The following is a 16,058-nucleotide window of genomic DNA, read 5'->3' on the forward strand; positions in this document are numbered from 1 at the left end:
CCCCTCTTCTCGTCGCCGAGCGACGCCGCGGCGACTACTCGTCGTCCGGCTCGCCGCCCGAGACGGTGTCCGTGTCGCCGCCGCCGCCGGAGGTGTCGGTGCCGGTGCCGTCGGGGAGGTCCTCGGTCTTCTCGGTCTTCTCGTCCTCCGTGCCGTTGCTGCTGTCGCTGCTCATCGCCGCTCTCCCTTCACCCGGCGCTCTGCCGGAACGCCCACTCTCCTCCGCGCCGCACGGACCGCGCCAGGGGGTGGCGGCGGGCGGCCCGGGGAGGCCACGATGCCCACGCTCCCGCACAATCCCCAGCGGCGCACCCCGCGCCTCCGGTTGACTGGGGTCGCTCCGCCGACCGACGGCGGCACTCTGGAGGAGACATGGCGAACCACCGATTCGAGCTGCGGTCCGGACGCGGAATGGGCGTCTCGGCCGCCGGCGACCCGATCGCGGACCGGCTGGTCGTGTTCTGCCACCCCACTCCCGGCGCGGGCGGCTTCGACCCCGACCCGCTGGTCACCGGACCGTGGGGCCTGCACCTGCTGATCCTCGACCGCCCCGGCTACGGCGCCTCCGACCCCGTCGACGCGCAGCACGGCCGCGTCCAGGACCGCGCCGACGACCTCGCGGAGTACCTCCGCCGCTCCGAGCGCACCGCCCGCGATGTCGACGGCGCCCGCTTCGGCAGCGTCGGCGTGGTCGGCTGGGGCTCCGGAGGCGCCTTCGCGCTCTCGCTCGCCGCGCGGCACCCGGACCTCGTCGACCGCATCGCGATCGTCGGCACCCCCGCTCCCCCGCAGGCCGGCGCGCTCGTGCACCCGACGACGGCGTGGGAGCGGCGGCAGACTCTGCCCGGCGAGGACGCCGCGGGGATCGCCGCGACGCTCCCCGCCGACGTGCCCGGCCTCGACTCGCTCGGCGTCGACCCCGGCGATCCGGTCCTCGAGAGCCACGGCGGGCTGCGCAACCGGCTCGAGCGGATGCTCGGCGAGGGCTGGCGCCAGGGCCCCGGCGGCGCCGCGACCGACCTCGTCGCGCTCCGCGACGGCTCCTGGGCGGAGGAGCTCGATCGGGTCACGGCCGAGGTCCTGATCGTGAACGGCGACGCGGACCCGGTCGCCGGCTCGGAGGACGCGCGCTGGTTCCGCTCCCGGCTCGCCGACGCGCGCTCCGCGACCGTCGACGGCACCGGGCGGCTGGCGCTGGTGCGCGAGTGGCGCCGGATCCTCGACCACGTCGCTCCGCTCGAGCGCGGGGCGCAGGGACGATGAGCCGCCGCGCGCTCGGACGACGCGCCTCCGCCCGCGCCGGGGCGGCCCGCCTCGGCGCCGGTCCGCTCGCGCTCGTCGGCGCGATGGCGGTCTCCGGCGCGATCCACCTCGCGCGCCCCGCCGTCTTCGAGAGCGCCGTCCCGCGGGCGATGCCCGGCTCCGCCCGAGGCTGGGTTCTCGTCTCGGGCGTCGCTGAGCTCGCCTGCGCCGCGACGACGCTCTGGCCGCCGACCCGCGCCGTCGGCGGTCTCGCCTCCGCCGCCCTGATGGCCGGGGTCTTCCCCGCCAACGTGCAGATGGCCCTCGACGCCCGCCGCCCGCGGACCCGGGCGATCACGCTGCTGCGCCTGCCGCTGCAGATCCCGCTGGTGCTCTGGGGGCTGCAGGCGGCCCGCTCGACCCCGCGCTGAGAGCGGCCGCCGAGGCCGATGCAACCCCGAGCGGCGCTCGCGATCGCGCTGCTACCGTCCAGGCATGAGCGACCAGAAGGCGGATGATCGCCGAGACCAGCTGACCAGCGCACCGAAGGCGACGGAGGCCGACGCGGCCCCGCGCATCGACGTGACGACCACCCCCGCGGGCGACACCCGCATCGACATCCGCGACGACGCCGCCGTCCGCCCGGGCCGGGTCGACGCCGACGGGAACGAGCTCGACGAGGACGAGGACGGCGCCGATGTCTGAGCTCCGCCGCGCCGCGATCGTCTACAACCCCGTCAAGGTCGACCTCGAGGCCGTGAAGGCCGCCGTCGCGCGCGCCCAGGAGGCCGCCGGCTGGGACGAGACCCTCTGGTTCGAGACCTCCGTCGAGGACCCGGGAGCCGGCCAGACCAGGGAGGCGCTCGAGCAGGGCGTCGACATGGTGATCGCGGCCGGCGGCGACGGCACCGTGCGCGTGGTGGCCGAGGCGCTGCAGGACTCGGACGCGTCGCTCGCGCTGCTGCCCTCCGGCACCGGCAACCTGCTCGCCCGCAATCTGAACCTCACGCTCGACGACGTCGACAACGCGCTGACCGTCGCCTTCTCGGGTGAGGACCGCGCCATCGACATCGGCGTGATCGACATCGAGACGTCGAAGGGCCGCGACCGGCGCTCCTACGTCGTGATGGCCGGTCTCGGGATCGACGCGAAGATGCTCGCGAACACCGACGACGACCTGAAGAAGCGGGCCGGCTGGCTCGCCTACGTCGACGCGCTGCGGAAGGCCCTGCTGGACAAGAACCAGCTCGAGTTCCGCTACTCCCTGAACGGCGCGAAGACGCGCAAAGTGCGCGCGCACACGATCATCGTGGGCAACTGCGGCGCCCTGCCGGCGAACATCCTGCTGCTGCCGGACGCCGCGGTCGACGACGGCGAGTTCGACATCGTGCTGCTGCGCCCGGAGGGCTTCTTCGGCTGGGTCCAGATCATCTTCAAGGTGGTCTGGGAGAACGGCGTGCTGCGCCGCAGCGGCGTGGTCGGGAAGAAGCTGATGGGCCTCACGAAGGAGGTCTCGGCGCTGCGCTACGTGAAGGGCCACGAGCTCGTGGTGCGCCTGGAGAAGCCGCAGGAGATCGAGCTGGACGGCGACCCGTTCGGCACGACGTCGGCGTTCCGCACCTGGATCGAGCCGGGCGGACTGACCGTCCGGGTCCCCGCCGCCTAGCGCGGCCGTTCCGGACGAGCGCGGACCCGCCGCCTGATCGGCAGGCGGCGGGCACCGGCGAGCGACTGCGGCGCGGGTTCGGGTCCCGCACCCCATGCGCTTGCATGGACACGGCGACCCTAGTGCGCATTCCGTCGTCGAAGCAATGGATTCCGCACCTCTGCGCGCTTTTTCGCCGCAGAACAGGCGATTCTGCTCAGTGGAGGCGGCCGGACGCAACCGATTCCGCACTCCACGCTCGATCCGGCCGCCGCCCGGCAACCTCCGTCACCGGGGCGACCGCGCGGTCGTCAAGCGGGAGAACCGCGCCCCGTCCCTCCACTACGGTTCCCCCCATGGGCTTCTTCGACCGCACCGTCCTCCCGGCCGCCTCCCCGGCCGCCTCGCCGGCCACTCCCCCCGCCGAGCGGCGGCCGACGGTGTGGACCGACGGACTCGGGCGCTTCGCGCTGCGCTGCCTCCAGGTGCTCGTCGTCCTGGCGCTCGCGGCGGTCCTCGTCCTCGCGATGACCCAGCTGACGCTGGTGCTGATCCCCGTGCTGATCGCGATCATCCTCGCGTCCGCGATCCACCCCGTCCTGGCCTGGATGCGCCGCAAGGGCGTGCCGTCGATCCTCGCCACCTGGATCGCCCTGATCGGACTGCTCGCGATCCTCGGCGCCATCGGCTGGCTGATCACCGTCGCGGTCCGCAACCAGTGGGACGAGCTGGTCAGCAGCGCGTCCGACGGCATCGCCTCGCTGCAGGACTACGTGCAGCACCTGCCGTTCCAGATCGACGAGCAGCAGATCGAGGACGCCCGCCAGAGCGTCGTCGACTTCCTCACCTCGAGCTCCTTCGGCTCCGGCGCCCTCGCCGGCGCGGCCGCCGCGGCGAACTTCGTCACCGGCCTGGTGCTGATGATCGTCGTCCTCTTCTTCTTCATGAAGGACGGCCCGAAGATCTGGGAGTTCCTGCTCCGCCCCTTCACCGGCTCGAGCTACGACCGCGCCAAGCGCGTCGGCGGCAAGACCGTCGACGTCCTCGGCGGCTACATCCGCGGAACGGCGACCGTCGCCGCGGTCGACGCGATCGGCATCGGCGTCGCCCTCGCGATCCTGCAGGTGCCGCTCGCCCTCCCGCTCGCCGTGATCGTCTTCCTCACCGCCTTCATCCCGATCGTCGGAGCGACCGCCGCCGGCATCCTCGCTGCACTCGTCGCCCTCGTCGCGAACGGCCCGCTGGCCGCGCTGATCGTGATCATCGTCGTCATCGCCGTCAACCAGCTCGAGGGAAACTTCCTCCAGCCGGTCGTGATGGCCCGCTCGCTGAAGCTGCACCCGCTGATCGTGCTGATCGCCCTGACCATCGGCACCGTGCTCGCCGGCATCGTCGGCGCTGTGCTCGCCGTGCCGATCGCCGCAGTCGCCTGGGGCATCGTCTCGGTCTGGAACGGCCCCGACCGCCCCGCCGAGCCGGCCCGGCAGAAGCGCGACGAGTCCGTCTGACCCGAGCCGGTCGCCGACCGCGGCGTTGACGCCGACGCGATCGCCGGCCGCGCCGCTAGGGCGTGCGCCCGATGATCCCGTCGCGCAGCGCCTGGCGACGGAGGGCGATCTTGGTGCTCACGCCCACGCCCTCGGCGCGGTACTTCGCCCGGGCGTTCCGCAGCGAGCTGCGCGCCGCGTCCTGGGTGATCCCGAGCTCGGTCGCGACCTGCTTGAGCGAGAGCCCCTCGACGAAGAGCCCGACGATCCGGCGCTCTCGGGCCGTCAGCGGGCCCGTTCCACCGCCGCCGAGCAGCGCCCGGGTCTGCGGGGTGAGGAAGCACTCCCCGCGCGCCGCGGTGCGGATCGCCTCGAGGATCACCTCCGTCCGCTCGCTCTTGACCAGGTAGCCGCGCGCTCCGGCCTCCAGCGCCCCCGCGACGGTCTCCGCCTGGGAGTGGGTGCTGATGATGACCGGGGCCGCGCCGGCGGCGGTGATCGTGCGGATCTTCATCGCCAGGTCGAGGTCGTCGCCGAGGTCGATGTCCAGCAGCACGACGTCGGTGGGGAAGCGCGGATGCGCCAGCAGACCGGTCCAGCTCGAGGCCGTCGCGACGACGCGGATCTCGGCGCCGGAGCGGTTGATCCACTCGGTGAGCGCGCTGAGCAGGATCGGATGGTCGTCGAGGATCGCGAGGGCGATCCCGGGCTGCTCGCCGGTCGCCGTCCCGGCGTCCGCGCTCACGCCGGCCTCCCCGGCGGGCGGTGGTCCAGCTCGATCGTCGTGCCCGCGCCCGCAGGAGCGGCGCGGTGCGCCCCGATCTCGCCCAGGATTCCCCAGACGGCGGGGTCGACGTCGCGCGGGCGCAGGCCGGGCGCGCGGAGGACGATCCGCACCGGAGCCGCCGCGTCCTCGCGCTGCGCGAGCAGCAGCTCGATCGGCGGGCGGCCGGCACCCGCCTGCGTCGTCAGCAGCCAGAGGACCGAGAGCAGGCGCGAGCGGTCGGGCGGAGCGAGGCCGGCGGCCACGCCGCGCGGGTCGCGAACGACGACCGCCCCGGACAGCAGCGCGGACTCCTCCACCGCGATCAGGAGCCAGGTGCGGTCGTGGCTGCGCGCCAGCACCTCGCGCAGCCGGTCGCCGAGCACGCGGGCCCGCTCGCCGAGATCGGCGTCGGGGACGGCGCCCCGGGCGACGACCTCCTCGAGCAGCTCCGCGATCTCCGCGTCGACCCGGGCGAGCTCCGCGGCGGCGAGACTGCCCGGCCCGGTCCCCGGACCGTCGACCACGCTGTCGGCCAGGGTGCGGTCGAGCCCGCGGTGCACGTGACGGTCGAGCGCGGTGAGCAGGGACGCGGAGACGCCCACGGGGGCCGTCGCCAGCAGCACGTTCCCGACCGCGATGCTCGACCCCTCGCCGGTGAGCACCGCGTGCCCCAGCAGTCCCAGCAGGCTGAGCGCGACGAGCAGGACGATCGCCCCGGTGCTCCGCGACGGCGGCTGCACGCCGAGCAGCGCGATCACCGTCGCGCCGACCCCGATGCAGACCGTCGGGTAGTAGAGCGGCGCCGGCGCCGGGAGCGCGTAGTCGGCGAACTCCAGCACGAGCGCAACGGCATCGACGGCGAGCACCCCCGCGAACACGGAGCGGGGCAGCTCGCCGCGCCGCGTCGCCACGACGGCGATCCCCACGGCGAGCGCCCCGAGCACCAGCACCCAGGAGACGCCGGAGAGCCAGGTGGCCGACCGGTCGTTCAGCGCCCAGAGGAAGGAGGCGAGCCCGCGGACGACCAGCGCCACGGTGATCGCGAGGAAGCCGACACTGAAGTAGCTCGCGGTCAGGCGGTGGGTGCGGGTGATCCGCTGGCGGACGGAGTCGAGCGTCCGAGGACCCTCGCCGGCCGCGCGGACCAGCTCGACGAGCGTGCCCTCTCCGGCGCGGTCGGCGCGGTCGGATCCGGCGGAGCGGTCGCCGGCCTCGGCCGGGGCGGTCATCGCGGCACGCTCAGCAGGACGGTGGTGCCCGCGCCGACCGCGGAGAAGATCCGGACCGTGCCGCCGACGGCCTCGATCCGCCCGACGACCGACTGCGCGAGCCCGAGCCGCGCGCCGGGGACGGCCGCGGGGTCGAAGCCGCGCCCCGCGTCCGAGACGGTCACGCGGACCGAGTCCAGCCCCTCGTCGAGCGTGACGTGGGCCGTCGTTGCTCCGGAGTGGCGCCGCACGTTCTCGAGGCACTCCCCCGCAGCGCCCGCGAGCGCCTCGAGCGACGCGCCGCCGAGGGGCGTCGCGCCGGGGGCGGCCGTGCCGGCGTGCCAGCGCACCTCCACCCCCAGCGCCTCCGCCCGGCGGCCGACCTCGGCCAGCACCGAGGCAGCGGTGCTCGCGTCGGCACCGGACGCCCGGCTCGCCTCGGCGCAGTCGCGCGGCGCCGGGTCGAGGTCGACCCGGTCGAGCCGGCGCAGCAGCGCGAGGTCCGCCGCCGCCTGGGAGCGCAGCGTTGCGGCGGGGACGCCCTCGCCGCGGTGGGCGACGAGGGTGAGCGTGGCGAGGATGGTGTCGTGCATCAGGCGTGCCTCGCGACGGCGCTGCGCCTCGCTCTCGCTCGAGCGGCGCTCGGCGGCGTGGGCCGTGCGCAGGCGCGCGGTGCCGGCGTGGGCGCGCTCGACGCTCGAGGCGAGCCAGCGGGCGCCGAGGACCGCGATGACCCAGCAGACCACGACCGAGAGCCCGACGAAGAGCGCCCTCCCCGACCCCCACGTGGCCGACATTCCGAGCGCCAGCGCGGGAACGCCGCCGAGCACCGCCGCCCCGAGGAGCCGCGCCGACGAGCCGATCGCGAGCAGCGGAGCCGGCAGGGCCATCGAGGCGATCATGGTCACGCAGCTGAGCACGGTGCGGTCGCCGTCCGGGACGCCCGGGCCGAGGAACGCCGCGAGCGCGACGACGCCGAGCACGAGGCCGGCGATCACGGCCCTCGCGCCGCTCGGACCGGCGCGGCGCGAGGAGAGCTGGATCGCGGCGCTGATCACGAGTAGGAGGGCGCTCGGCAGCACGGCGGGCAGCTCGGTCGGCACGAGCATCACCAGGTGCAGGGCGGACGTGCCTGCGAAGACTCCCCCGGCCCGCCGCGCACAGGCGATGCCGACCTCGCTCTGCTCGCGCCGGAGCTCGAGCGCGTCCGCGGCGGAGACCTCGGCACCCGCGGTCCCGGCACTCGTGAGCAGCATCGACACCTCGTCGTGAGGGGTGCGCGAGCCGCACCCGGAGTTGCATCGTGGCACAGGCGCGGGCCGCGCGAGCAGCGGGTCTGGACCCGACGGTCGCGCTCGGGCGCTCCTCTCCCGTAGAGTGGGGACATCTCCTGGGCGATCGCCCGAATTCCACGGCTGAGAAGTCGCACGACGACGAAGAGACTCAGCCCCTGATAGAGACCGCAACGATCGAGTGCATCGCCCTCGATCCGTCGGTTCGAACGCCCGCCTCATCCGCGGGTACCGCCCTTCACAGGACGCCGCGGAAGCCGCGCCGTTCCTCGTTCGACCCCCGCTTCTCCGACTCCGTCGGTGAGCGGGACGTTCTCCCCCGCGCAGTCGCACTCCCCACGAGGAGCCGCGCTCTCCGCCCCCAGACGACCCGGATCGACCGGCCGACGCGTGTTTCACCCGCGGCGGACGAGCGGACCGGGTACCGCACAGCTGTGCGAAATCTAACGACGGCCGCTCACGCGGGCGTCACCATCACGTAAGGAAAAGAAATGCCTACTGGCACCGTTAAGTGGTTCAACTCCGAAAAGGGCTTCGGCTTCATCGCTCCCGACGACGGAGGCGCCGACGTGTTCGCGCACTTCTCCGCCATCGCCAAGGAGGGCTACCGCGAGCTCGTCGAGAACCAGCACGTCGAGTACGACGTCGAGCAGGGCCGCAAGGGCCCGCAGGCCGCGAACATCCGCGGCGTCGGCGAGTAATCACCGACCTCAGCGTCACACGGCCTCCGGGTCGCAACGACCTCTGAACGCCCCGTCCACCGCGATCCTCGGATCCGCTGGGCGGGGCGTTCGCCGTTCCCGGTCCGACCCGTCCGGAGCGCGCCGCGGCGGTATATTCACGAGCATGGGACGACTGATCTACGGGCCGCAGTCACTCGAGATCGACTTCGACGATCGACTGCTCGCCCACCTCAAGGTGGCGATGTTCGCGAAGATGCGGCGGAACGAGTCGTTCAGCCTCTCCTGGACCGAGCCGGAGTCGAGCGGCTACGGCCGCAGCTCCGTCTGGATCCACCCGACCACGCCGCTGCACTTCCGCTTCCACGGCGGCCGGCGCCCGGCGCTCAACCGCGCGTGGATCGACGAGCTGATCGCCCACGCGAACGCCACCGGCGAGCTCGTGCTCACCGAGGAGCCCCCGGAGTACGCCTGACTCCGGATCTCGATGCACTGATACGCGGGCTCATGCTGATCGAGTAGCCCGCGCAGCGGGCGTATCGAGATCCACCCCCGCCGGACGACGAGCCTGCTGAGGACGCCGGGTCTCGATACGCCCCTCCGGGGCTACTCGACCAGCATGCAGGGGGACACTGCGTGACTGCTCCTCGGCAGGGATGCCGCCTGCGCGCGCATCATGCTGATCGAGCAGCCCGCGCAGCGGGCGTATCGAGATCCACCACCGCCGGACGACGAGCTTGCAGACCCACCCGGCTGACGACGGCGGGTCTCGATACGCCCCTCCGGGGCTACTCGACCAGCATGACTACGGCGCGCTGACGCACGCGGCTCAGACCACGCGGGGGCGGGCGGTGTGCACGAGCTCGTCGTGGGGCAGGGCGCGCAGGCGGGACGCGATCTCCTCGCGGGCGGTGGTGTCGACCGAGGCCCAGGCGTACTCCTCGGGCCAGAGCGGGGTGACGCTCACCAGCTCGACGTCGCCCGTCGCCAGCTCGAGGCGCTCGGGGAGTCCGCCGCCGCGCAGGCCCAGCAGCGCGCCGACCGAGCCGCGCTCGTCCGCCCAGGCGGCCGGTGCGGCCGCGCCCGGCAGGGTGGCCGTGTCGACGCCCGTGCGGCAGCAGACGCCCTGCAGCGCCGCGAGCCGAGCCGCCTCGTAGAGGACGCGGAACTGCCAGTGGTTCCAGAGGTCGGCCGCGGGGATGCCGCGCAGCGCGGAGGTCTCGAGGCACAGCTCGAGTCCGAGGCCGGTGCCGGGGCGGGCGAGGCGGTCGAAGGGATCGCTGAGGCCGTCGGTGGCCAGCACCACGGAGGGGCCGCGCTCGACGCGGAGGAAGGCGCGGTGATCGGTGGGCCAGCGGGCGCCTCCGCGGACGCCCGGATCCTCGGTCGAGACGACGACCGTGCGGTCCAGGTCGCCGACGCTGCGCCACAGCTGGGCGCGGTCCTCGGCCACGGCCTCCGCGAGGGCCTTCCGCTCGTCCGGGGTCCAGCGGAGCTCCCGGGTGCGGTTGAACAGCAACGACATGAGACTCTCCGTCCACGCGGCGGGCCTGCCGCGTCCTCCGGAACCGTACGGGGCCCGCCAGGGGGGCTCCTCCGAGCAACCGGAGTAGTTCCTGGACGCGAAGCCCCGCACGGGACGGCGTCAGCCGAGCGGATCGACGCCGTTCTGCCGCCAGCGCTCGTCGGCGAGCTGGCCCGAGCCGACCTCGCCGTCGTGCGCGCCGAGCGGCTCGGCCTCGCGCCGCGCCTCGGCCGGGACGGCCCCGAGCGAGGTGCCCGCGCCCTCGGCCGTGCTGCCGGGGGCGAGCAGCCCCTCCTCGTCCTCGCGCGAGCCGACCTCGTCCTCCGGGGCGTTCTCGGTGCCGCTCTCGGCCATCGAGTCGTAGGGGTGGTCGGGGTCGGCGCTCTCCTCGGGAGTGGTGCTCTCCTCGTTGTCGGCGTCGGCCGGCTGCACGTCGTCCGGGTGCTCGACGTTCGCCGAGCCTCCGCTGGTGAATCCGGCGAACTCGGGGCTGTCGTCTGCGCTCATGGCCGCCACGGTAGCACCGGGCGGCCAGCGCCTAGGCTCGGAGGACGACCGCCTCGGCGGCGCGACGACGGGAGCGGGAATTGCGACGACTCGGCTACGAGCGGTTCGGCGGGCCGGACGTGCTGTCCTGGCGGGAGGCCCCGGTGCCGATGCCCGGACGCGGCGAGGTGCTGGTGCGCACGCGCGCCGCGAGCATCAACGCGACCGACGAGAAGATCCTCTCCGGTGCCGCCCGGATCATGGCGGTCGGCCGGAAGCGCCCCTACGGCTTCGGACTCGACATCGCCGGCACGGTCGAGGCGCTCGGCCCCGGCGACCACTCCGTCTCGATCGGCGACCGCGTCGTCGGCATGACCCGCGACGGCGACGCCTTCGCCGACGCCGCGATCGTCCGCGGCCGCTCGCTGGTGCCGCTGCCCGACACCCTCGACGACGTGCAGGGCATCACACTCGCGATGTCCGGCGGCACCGCGATCGGCACGGTCGACGCCCTGCGGGTGCGGGCCGGCGAGCAGATCCTGGTGGGCGGCGGCTCCGGCGCGATCGGGAACCTCGTCGTGCAGCTGCTGCTCCGCGCGGGCTGCACCGTCGCGGCGACCGGCTCGGCCGCGTCCGCCGACACCCTGCGTGCGCTCGGCGCCGAGCCGCACGACTACCGCCTGCTCGATCTCGGCGTGCTCGGCGGGCGCTTCGACGCGGTGCTCGACGTCTCCGGGCACCTGCCGGCGCGGGACGCCGCGCTCCTCCTCGCCGACGGCGGCCGCTACGCCACCCTCGTGCCGAGCGGCCCGGACCTCGGCGCCCAGGCGGCGAGCCTCGTCCGGCGCGGCCGCCCGAAGGTGAGCAACCTGATCGTCACGGCGAGCGCCGAGCGCATCGGCCGGGCCGTCTCGCTGGCCGTCTCGGGCGAGCTCGTCCCCACAGCCGGCGCTGTGCATCCGCTCGAGGACGTCATCGCCGTGCTCTCGCGGCGGGCGCAGGGCACCGACCGGACGATTGGCAAGATCGTCTTCACCGCCGACGACGCGGCTCCGCTGAGCTGATCGGACCCGAGCCGACCGGCTCGGCGGACTCGCGCTTCTCCTCGCGCGGCGCCGCGCCGAGGGAGAGGGTCGCCGCGAAGCCGACGGCGAGGAAGCCCGCCGCGGCGAAGGCGGCGAAGCGCGTGCCGTCCGACAGCGCCTCCCCGGCCGCGCGGGCGACGTCCGCCGTGCCCGGGTCGGCCGCGAGTCCGGCGATGGCCGCTCCCGAGGAGTCGACGACGGCGTCCACGGTGCTGCTGACCTGCGCGGCGGGCAGGCCCTGCTCCTCCAGCGACGAGGTGAGCACGCCCGCGGTCGAGGTGTAGAGGATCGTGCCGAGCACCGCGATGCCCAGGGCCGAGCCGATCTGCCGGGCGGTCGACTGGGTGCCGGAGCCCTGGCCGCTGAGCTCGACGGGCACGTCGCGGAGGACCACTCCGGTCAGCTGCGCGGTGGCGAGGCCGACGCCGAAGCCGTAGACGGCGAGGAAGGGCACGAGCGCCCACCACGGTGTCGTGTCGGAGACGACGGCGCCGATGCCGACCACGCCCACGATCTCGGCCGCGAGCCCGACCCGGACGACCAGCACGGCGGAGACGCGGTTGCCGAACGCGCCCGCGAAGCCGGAGGCGACGAACGAGCCGAGCGCGAGGGCGATCAGCACCAGCCCGGTCTGGACCGCGGTGTAGCCGAGCACGTTCTGCAGCCAGATCGGCAGGGCGAGGATGATGCCGAACTCGCCGAGCGAGACGATCATCGCGGCGATGCTGCCGTTGCGGAACGAGGCCAGCCGGAACAGCCGGAGCGAGAGCATCGCCGAGCGGCCGGCGCGCTCGCGGGCCCGGCCCCAGAGCACGAACGCGATCGTGGCGAGGACCGCGACGACGAAGGCGACCGGCACCGGCGAGGGCAGCCACCAGCCCAGGCTCCGGCCCTCGATCAGCCCGAAGACCAGGCCGGCGGAGGCGACGACCGAGAGCAGCGCGCCGACCAGGTCCACGCGGCCCGCGTCCGGCTGCTTCGACTCGTCGACGAAGAGCAGCGCGCCGACGACGATGACGATCCCGAGCGGGATGTTGATCCCGAAGGCCCAGCGCCAGGAGAAGTCGGTGGTGAGCCAGCCGCCGAGCAGCGGACCGACGGCGGTCATCCCGCCGATGGTCGAGCCCCAGACGGCGAACGCGATGGCGCGCTCCTTGCCGCGGAAGGTCGCGTTGATCAGCGAGAGCGTCGACGGCAGCACCATCGCGCCGCCCACGCCCTGCACGACCCGGGACAGGATCAGCAGGTCGCCGGTGGCGGCGAGCGAGGCGGCGACGGACGAGAGCGCGAACAGCGCGATGCCGACGATGAGCATCCGGCGCCGGCCCCAGCGGTCGGCGAGGGTGCCGAAGGCGAGCAGGAGCGCCGCGAAGACGAGCGTGTACGACTCCTGCACCCACTGCACCTGGGTCGAGGTGATGCCGAGGTCGGCGACGATCGACGGGATCGCCACGTTCACGATCGTCGAGTCGACGATGATCGTCGCCACGCCGAGGCTGATCACGATCAGTCCGATCCAGCGGCGCCGAGCTGCTGCGAGAGCCATGATGCCGTCCTCCTCCGCCCCGGAACCGGTCCGGAGCTCCATTAGTAAGCCAGCTGACTATATGCCTCGGCGGGCCGCTCGCGCCAGGGTGGCGCATGGAGAGGGGTCCGGAACAGTACCGGCCCGTGCCCCGCTGGACAAGGGCGAGAACCGCTCAGGGAGCGTTCGTCAGGATGGTCGCATGCCCGCATCTCCCCGTTCCTTCCCCTATCCCCTCGGCGTCTCCCTGCGCGGCGACGCCGGCGCGAACGTCGCCGTCTACTCCGAGACCGCGGACAGCGTCGAGGTCTGCCTCTTCGACTCCTCCGGAGCCGAGACCCGTGTCACCCTCTCCGAGCGCACCGGTCACGTCTTCCACGGCATCGTCCCCGAGATGACGGTCGGCACCCGCTACGGCCTGCGCGTCGACGGCCCCTGGGACCCCGCCAACGGCCTCCGCCACAACGCCGCGAAGCTCCTGCTCGACCCGCACGCCACCGCGATCGAGGGCGGCTACGACTGGAGCGAGGACGTCTTCGGCCAGTTCTACGAGGACGCCGACACCCGCAACGACGCCGACGACGCGGCCGCCGTGCCGCGCTGCGTCGTGACCGACCCCGACTCCTTCGACTGGACCGGCGACGAGGCGCCGCGGATCCCGCTGGACGAGACCGTCGTCTACGAGGTGCACGTGAAGGGCTTCACCCAGCTGCACCCGGACGTGCCCGAGAACGTCCGCGGCACCTACCGCGGCCTCGCGCACCCCGCGTCGATCAAGCACTTCACCGACCTCGGCGTGACCTCGGTCGAGCTGCTGCCGGTGCACCAGTTCGTGCAGGACTCGCACCTGGTCGAGAAGGGCCTGCGCAACTACTGGGGCTACAACTCGCTCGGCTTCTTCGCGCCGCACAACGAGTACTCCCACGCCGGCGACGACGGCTCGCAGGTCGACGAGTTCAAGGCGATGGTCAAGGCGTTCCACGAGGCGGGCCTCGAGGTCATCCTCGACGTGGTCTACAACCACACCGCCGAGGGCAACGACAAGGGACCGACGCTCTCCTTCAAGGGCATCGACAACGGCTCGTACTACCGCCTCGTCGAGGACGACCGCGCCAACTACTTCGACACCACCGGCACCGGCAACAGCCTCAACGTCGCGCACCCCGCGGCGCTGGGCCTGATCATGGACTCGCTGCGCTACTGGGTGACCGAGATGCACGTCGACGGCTTCCGCTTCGACCTCGCCACCACCCTCACCCGCCAGACCGGCGAGGCCGAGGTGCACAGCGCCTTCCTGGACCTGATCGCGCAGGACCCGGTGCTCGCGCCCGTCAAGATGATCGCCGAGCCGTGGGACACCGCCGGCTACCAGGTGGGCGGCTTCCCCGCCGACTGGTCGGAGTGGAACGGGAAGTTCCGCGACGACGTCCGCGACTTCTGGCACGGCGCCGACTCGGTGCTCGGCACCACCGCGCAGCGGATCCTCGGCTCGCCGGACGTCTACGAGGCCGACAAGCGCTCCCCCGTCTCGAGCGTCAACTTCGTCACCGCGCACGACGGCTTCACCCTGGCCGACCTCACCGCCTACTCGCGCAAGCACAACGCGGCCAACGGCGAGGACAACAACGACGGCGAGAGCGACAACCGCTCCTCGAACAACGGCGCGGAGGGCGCGACCGACAACGGCGCCGTCAACGAGCGCCGGGCCCGGATGCGCCGCAACTTCCTCGCGACGCTGCTGCTCTCGGCCGGCGTGCCGATGATCCTCGGCGGCGACGAGATCGCGCGCACCCAGGGCGGCAACAACAACGCCTACTGCCAGGACGACGAGATCTCGTGGTTCGACTGGGAGATCGCGGACCTCAACCTGCTCGCCTTCACCCGCGAGCTGATCGCGCTGCGGAAGGCCGAGCCGGCCCTGCGGCCGAAGTGGTTCCGCCGCGCCCCCGGCGACGGCCCCGAGACCGTCGACATCCTGCGCTCGGACGCCGCCGGATTCGCCGACGAGGACTGGGACAACCCGGACGCCCGCTCGATCACGTTCGTCTTCCGCTCCGAGGGCAGCGCCAGCTTCGCGCTGCTGCTGAACTCGGCCGAGAACGGCGTCGAGTTCACGGTGCCGGACGCACCCGGCGCCGAGTGGCAGCTGGCCGCCTCGAGCGACCCGGAGCAGGTCGTCGAGGGCGAGGTCACCACGCTGATCGTGCGCGACGCGTCCTTCACGCTGCTGCGCTCCGCCGCCTCCTGATGACCGGGCCGGGCCGGACCTCGCGGCGCCTGCGCTTCAGCGGGCGCATCGCGGGGTTCGGGACGGCCTCCGGCACCCGGATCGTGCTCGGGCTGTGGGAGAGCACGCCGTTCGGCGCGTTCGCCGACGCCATGGTCGAGCGGGCGGACGGGCAGCGGCTCCTGATCGCGCCGACGGACGAGGTCGCGGACTTCATCGGGTCGACGTACTCGTTCGAGGAGGTGCGGCTCGCGCCGGTCGCCTGGCACCGCGTCGCGGGCGGGATCGAGGCCACGGCCGGCCCGCTCTCGCTCGCGCTGCGGCTCGGCGGGCTCACTCCGCTGGGCCGCCTGCTGCGCATCGTGCCGCGGCCGCTCGCCGAGCACCCGGCCTGGCTGACCGCGATCTCCCCGGTCGCCTCCGTGCTGGTGCGCGGCGTGAGCACCGCGGGCTCGGCCGGCCACGGCAGGCGGGAGTACTACGGCGTCCGCGCGATCCGCTCGATCCTCGGGGTCACCGCCTCGCTCGACGGCGCGGACCTCGGCGCGCTCGGACCGCTGTCGCCGCCGGTCCGCTTCGGCTTCTCGTCGGCACCGGCCACGCCGGCCGTCGTCGACGTCACCACCACCATCACGCTGCCCCGGACCCCCGGTGCGGCACGAGAGAGAGGAAGCGCCTCGTGAAGAAGGGCGACAAGATCAGCTGGAACACCTCGCAGGGCGAGACCCACGGCGAGCTGGTCGAGAAGAAGACGAAGGAGTTCCAGTTCGAGGGGCAGAAGTTCAACGCCTCGGACGACGAGCCCTACTGGATCGTGCAGAGCGACAAGACCGACGCGAAGGCCGCGCACAAGGAGTCCTCGCTGAAGAAGAAGTAGCGGGCGCACACTG

18 protein-coding genes are annotated in these 16,058 nt (G+C 73.4%); 11 read left to right on the plus strand and 7 right to left on the minus strand.

Annotation, left to right across the window (positions count from 1 at the left end):
- Nucleotides 1–34 precede the first annotated feature (34 nt).
- Nucleotides 35–175 (minus strand): hypothetical protein, encoded by a 141-nt coding sequence (locus tag EDF35_RS20620; RefSeq protein WP_166673991.1) that lies wholly within the window; start codon nt 173–175, stop codon nt 35–37.
- A 197-nt stretch (nt 176–372) separates the two neighbouring features.
- On the opposite strand from EDF35_RS20620, the gene EDF35_RS03610 reads away from it, so the two are divergent.
- From EDF35_RS03610 to EDF35_RS03630, 5 genes are all read left to right on the plus strand, one after another.
- On the plus strand, nt 373–1,263 hold the full coding sequence (locus tag EDF35_RS03610) for an alpha/beta hydrolase (protein WP_123734400.1): 891 nt from the start codon (nt 373–375) through the stop codon (nt 1,261–1,263).
- A complete protein-coding gene (locus EDF35_RS03615; RefSeq protein ID WP_208323004.1) occupies nt 1,260–1,673 on the plus strand; it encodes a hypothetical protein in 414 nt (137 codons plus the stop codon). Before EDF35_RS03610 ends, EDF35_RS03615 begins: the two co-directional genes overlap by 4 nt.
- Before the next feature lie 64 nt (nt 1,674–1,737).
- Nucleotides 1,738–1,947 (plus strand): multidrug transporter, encoded by a 210-nt coding sequence (locus EDF35_RS03620; protein ID WP_123444809.1) that lies wholly within the window; start codon nt 1,738–1,740, stop codon nt 1,945–1,947.
- A complete protein-coding gene (locus tag EDF35_RS03625) occupies nt 1,940–2,908 on the plus strand; it encodes a diacylglycerol kinase family protein (RefSeq protein ID WP_133960752.1) in 969 nt (322 codons plus the stop codon). The genes EDF35_RS03620 and EDF35_RS03625 overlap by 8 nt, the downstream gene beginning before the upstream one ends.
- Before the next feature lie 335 nt (nt 2,909–3,243).
- A complete protein-coding gene (locus tag EDF35_RS03630) occupies nt 3,244–4,395 on the plus strand; it encodes an AI-2E family transporter (protein ID WP_133960753.1) in 1,152 nt (383 codons plus the stop codon).
- A 55-nt stretch (nt 4,396–4,450) separates the two neighbouring features.
- Here EDF35_RS03630 and EDF35_RS03635 read toward each other — a convergent pair whose 3' ends face one another.
- The 3 genes from EDF35_RS03635 to EDF35_RS03645 are packed head-to-tail and all read right to left on the minus strand — an operon-like array spanning nt 4,451 to nt 7,604.
- Nucleotides 4,451–5,119 (minus strand): response regulator transcription factor, encoded by a 669-nt coding sequence (locus EDF35_RS03635; protein WP_133960754.1) that lies wholly within the window; start codon nt 5,117–5,119, stop codon nt 4,451–4,453.
- Entirely contained in the window at nt 5,116–6,369 is a 1,254-nt protein-coding gene (locus EDF35_RS03640; protein ID WP_133960755.1) for a hypothetical protein, read from the minus strand. The genes EDF35_RS03635 and EDF35_RS03640 overlap by 4 nt, the downstream gene beginning before the upstream one ends.
- Nucleotides 6,366–7,604 carry an ATP-binding protein gene (locus EDF35_RS03645; protein ID WP_133960756.1) on the minus strand — a complete coding sequence of 413 codons (1,239 nt, stop codon included), beginning with the start codon at nt 7,602–7,604 and terminating at the stop codon, nt 6,366–6,368. The genes EDF35_RS03640 and EDF35_RS03645 overlap by 4 nt, the downstream gene beginning before the upstream one ends.
- 527 nt (nt 7,605–8,131) lie before the next feature.
- On the opposite strand from EDF35_RS03645, the gene EDF35_RS03650 reads away from it, so the two are divergent.
- Nucleotides 8,132–8,341, plus strand: coding sequence for a cold-shock protein (locus EDF35_RS03650; RefSeq protein ID WP_123444803.1), 210 nt, complete (start codon nt 8,132–8,134; stop codon nt 8,339–8,341).
- 145 nt (nt 8,342–8,486) lie between these two features.
- Nucleotides 8,487–8,795 carry a hypothetical protein gene (locus tag EDF35_RS03655; RefSeq protein WP_133960757.1) on the plus strand — a complete coding sequence of 103 codons (309 nt, stop codon included), beginning with the start codon at nt 8,487–8,489 and terminating at the stop codon, nt 8,793–8,795.
- 354 nt (nt 8,796–9,149) lie between these two features.
- On the opposite strand, the gene EDF35_RS03660 is transcribed toward EDF35_RS03655, so the two are convergent.
- Nucleotides 9,150–9,845 (minus strand): suppressor of fused domain protein, encoded by a 696-nt coding sequence (locus EDF35_RS03660; protein ID WP_133960758.1) that lies wholly within the window; start codon nt 9,843–9,845, stop codon nt 9,150–9,152.
- A 120-nt stretch (nt 9,846–9,965) separates the two neighbouring features.
- Nucleotides 9,966–10,352 (minus strand): hypothetical protein, encoded by a 387-nt coding sequence (locus EDF35_RS03665; protein WP_123734395.1) that lies wholly within the window; start codon nt 10,350–10,352, stop codon nt 9,966–9,968.
- 80 nt (nt 10,353–10,432) lie between these two features.
- Here EDF35_RS03665 and EDF35_RS03670 point away from each other — a divergent pair, with 80 nt between their 5' ends.
- Nucleotides 10,433–11,395 carry an NADP-dependent oxidoreductase gene (locus EDF35_RS03670; RefSeq protein WP_133960759.1) on the plus strand — a complete coding sequence of 321 codons (963 nt, stop codon included), beginning with the start codon at nt 10,433–10,435 and terminating at the stop codon, nt 11,393–11,395.
- Here the strand turns inward: EDF35_RS03670 and EDF35_RS03675 are convergent.
- Nucleotides 11,364–12,962: a DHA2 family efflux MFS transporter permease subunit gene (locus tag EDF35_RS03675; protein WP_133960760.1), complete on the minus strand. Its 1,599-nt coding sequence runs from the start codon at nt 12,960–12,962 to the stop codon at nt 11,364–11,366. The genes EDF35_RS03670 and EDF35_RS03675 overlap by 32 nt on opposite strands.
- A 181-nt stretch (nt 12,963–13,143) precedes the next feature.
- Between EDF35_RS03675 and glgX the strand changes: the two genes are divergently transcribed.
- Genes glgX through EDF35_RS03690 form a run of 3 tightly spaced genes read left to right on the plus strand, consistent with a single transcriptional unit; the run spans nt 13,144 to nt 16,045 of the window.
- Complete coding sequence (gene glgX, locus EDF35_RS03680) at nt 13,144–15,189, plus strand: glycogen debranching protein GlgX (protein WP_133960761.1); 2,046 nt, start codon at nt 13,144–13,146, stop codon at nt 15,187–15,189.
- Entirely contained in the window at nt 15,189–15,851 is a 663-nt protein-coding gene (locus tag EDF35_RS03685) for a hypothetical protein (RefSeq protein ID WP_133960762.1), read from the plus strand. The genes glgX and EDF35_RS03685 overlap by 1 nt, the downstream gene beginning before the upstream one ends.
- Nucleotides 15,848–16,045, plus strand: a complete 198-nt coding sequence (locus EDF35_RS03690) for a DUF2945 domain-containing protein (RefSeq protein ID WP_123701627.1) — start codon at nt 15,848–15,850, stop codon at nt 16,043–16,045. The genes EDF35_RS03685 and EDF35_RS03690 overlap by 4 nt, the downstream gene beginning before the upstream one ends.
- Nucleotides 16,046–16,058 lie beyond the last annotated feature (13 nt).

Source organism: Rathayibacter sp. PhB151 (assembly GCF_004366415.1).
GTDB classification, from domain to species: domain Bacteria; phylum Actinomycetota; class Actinomycetes; order Actinomycetales; family Microbacteriaceae; genus Rathayibacter; species Rathayibacter festucae.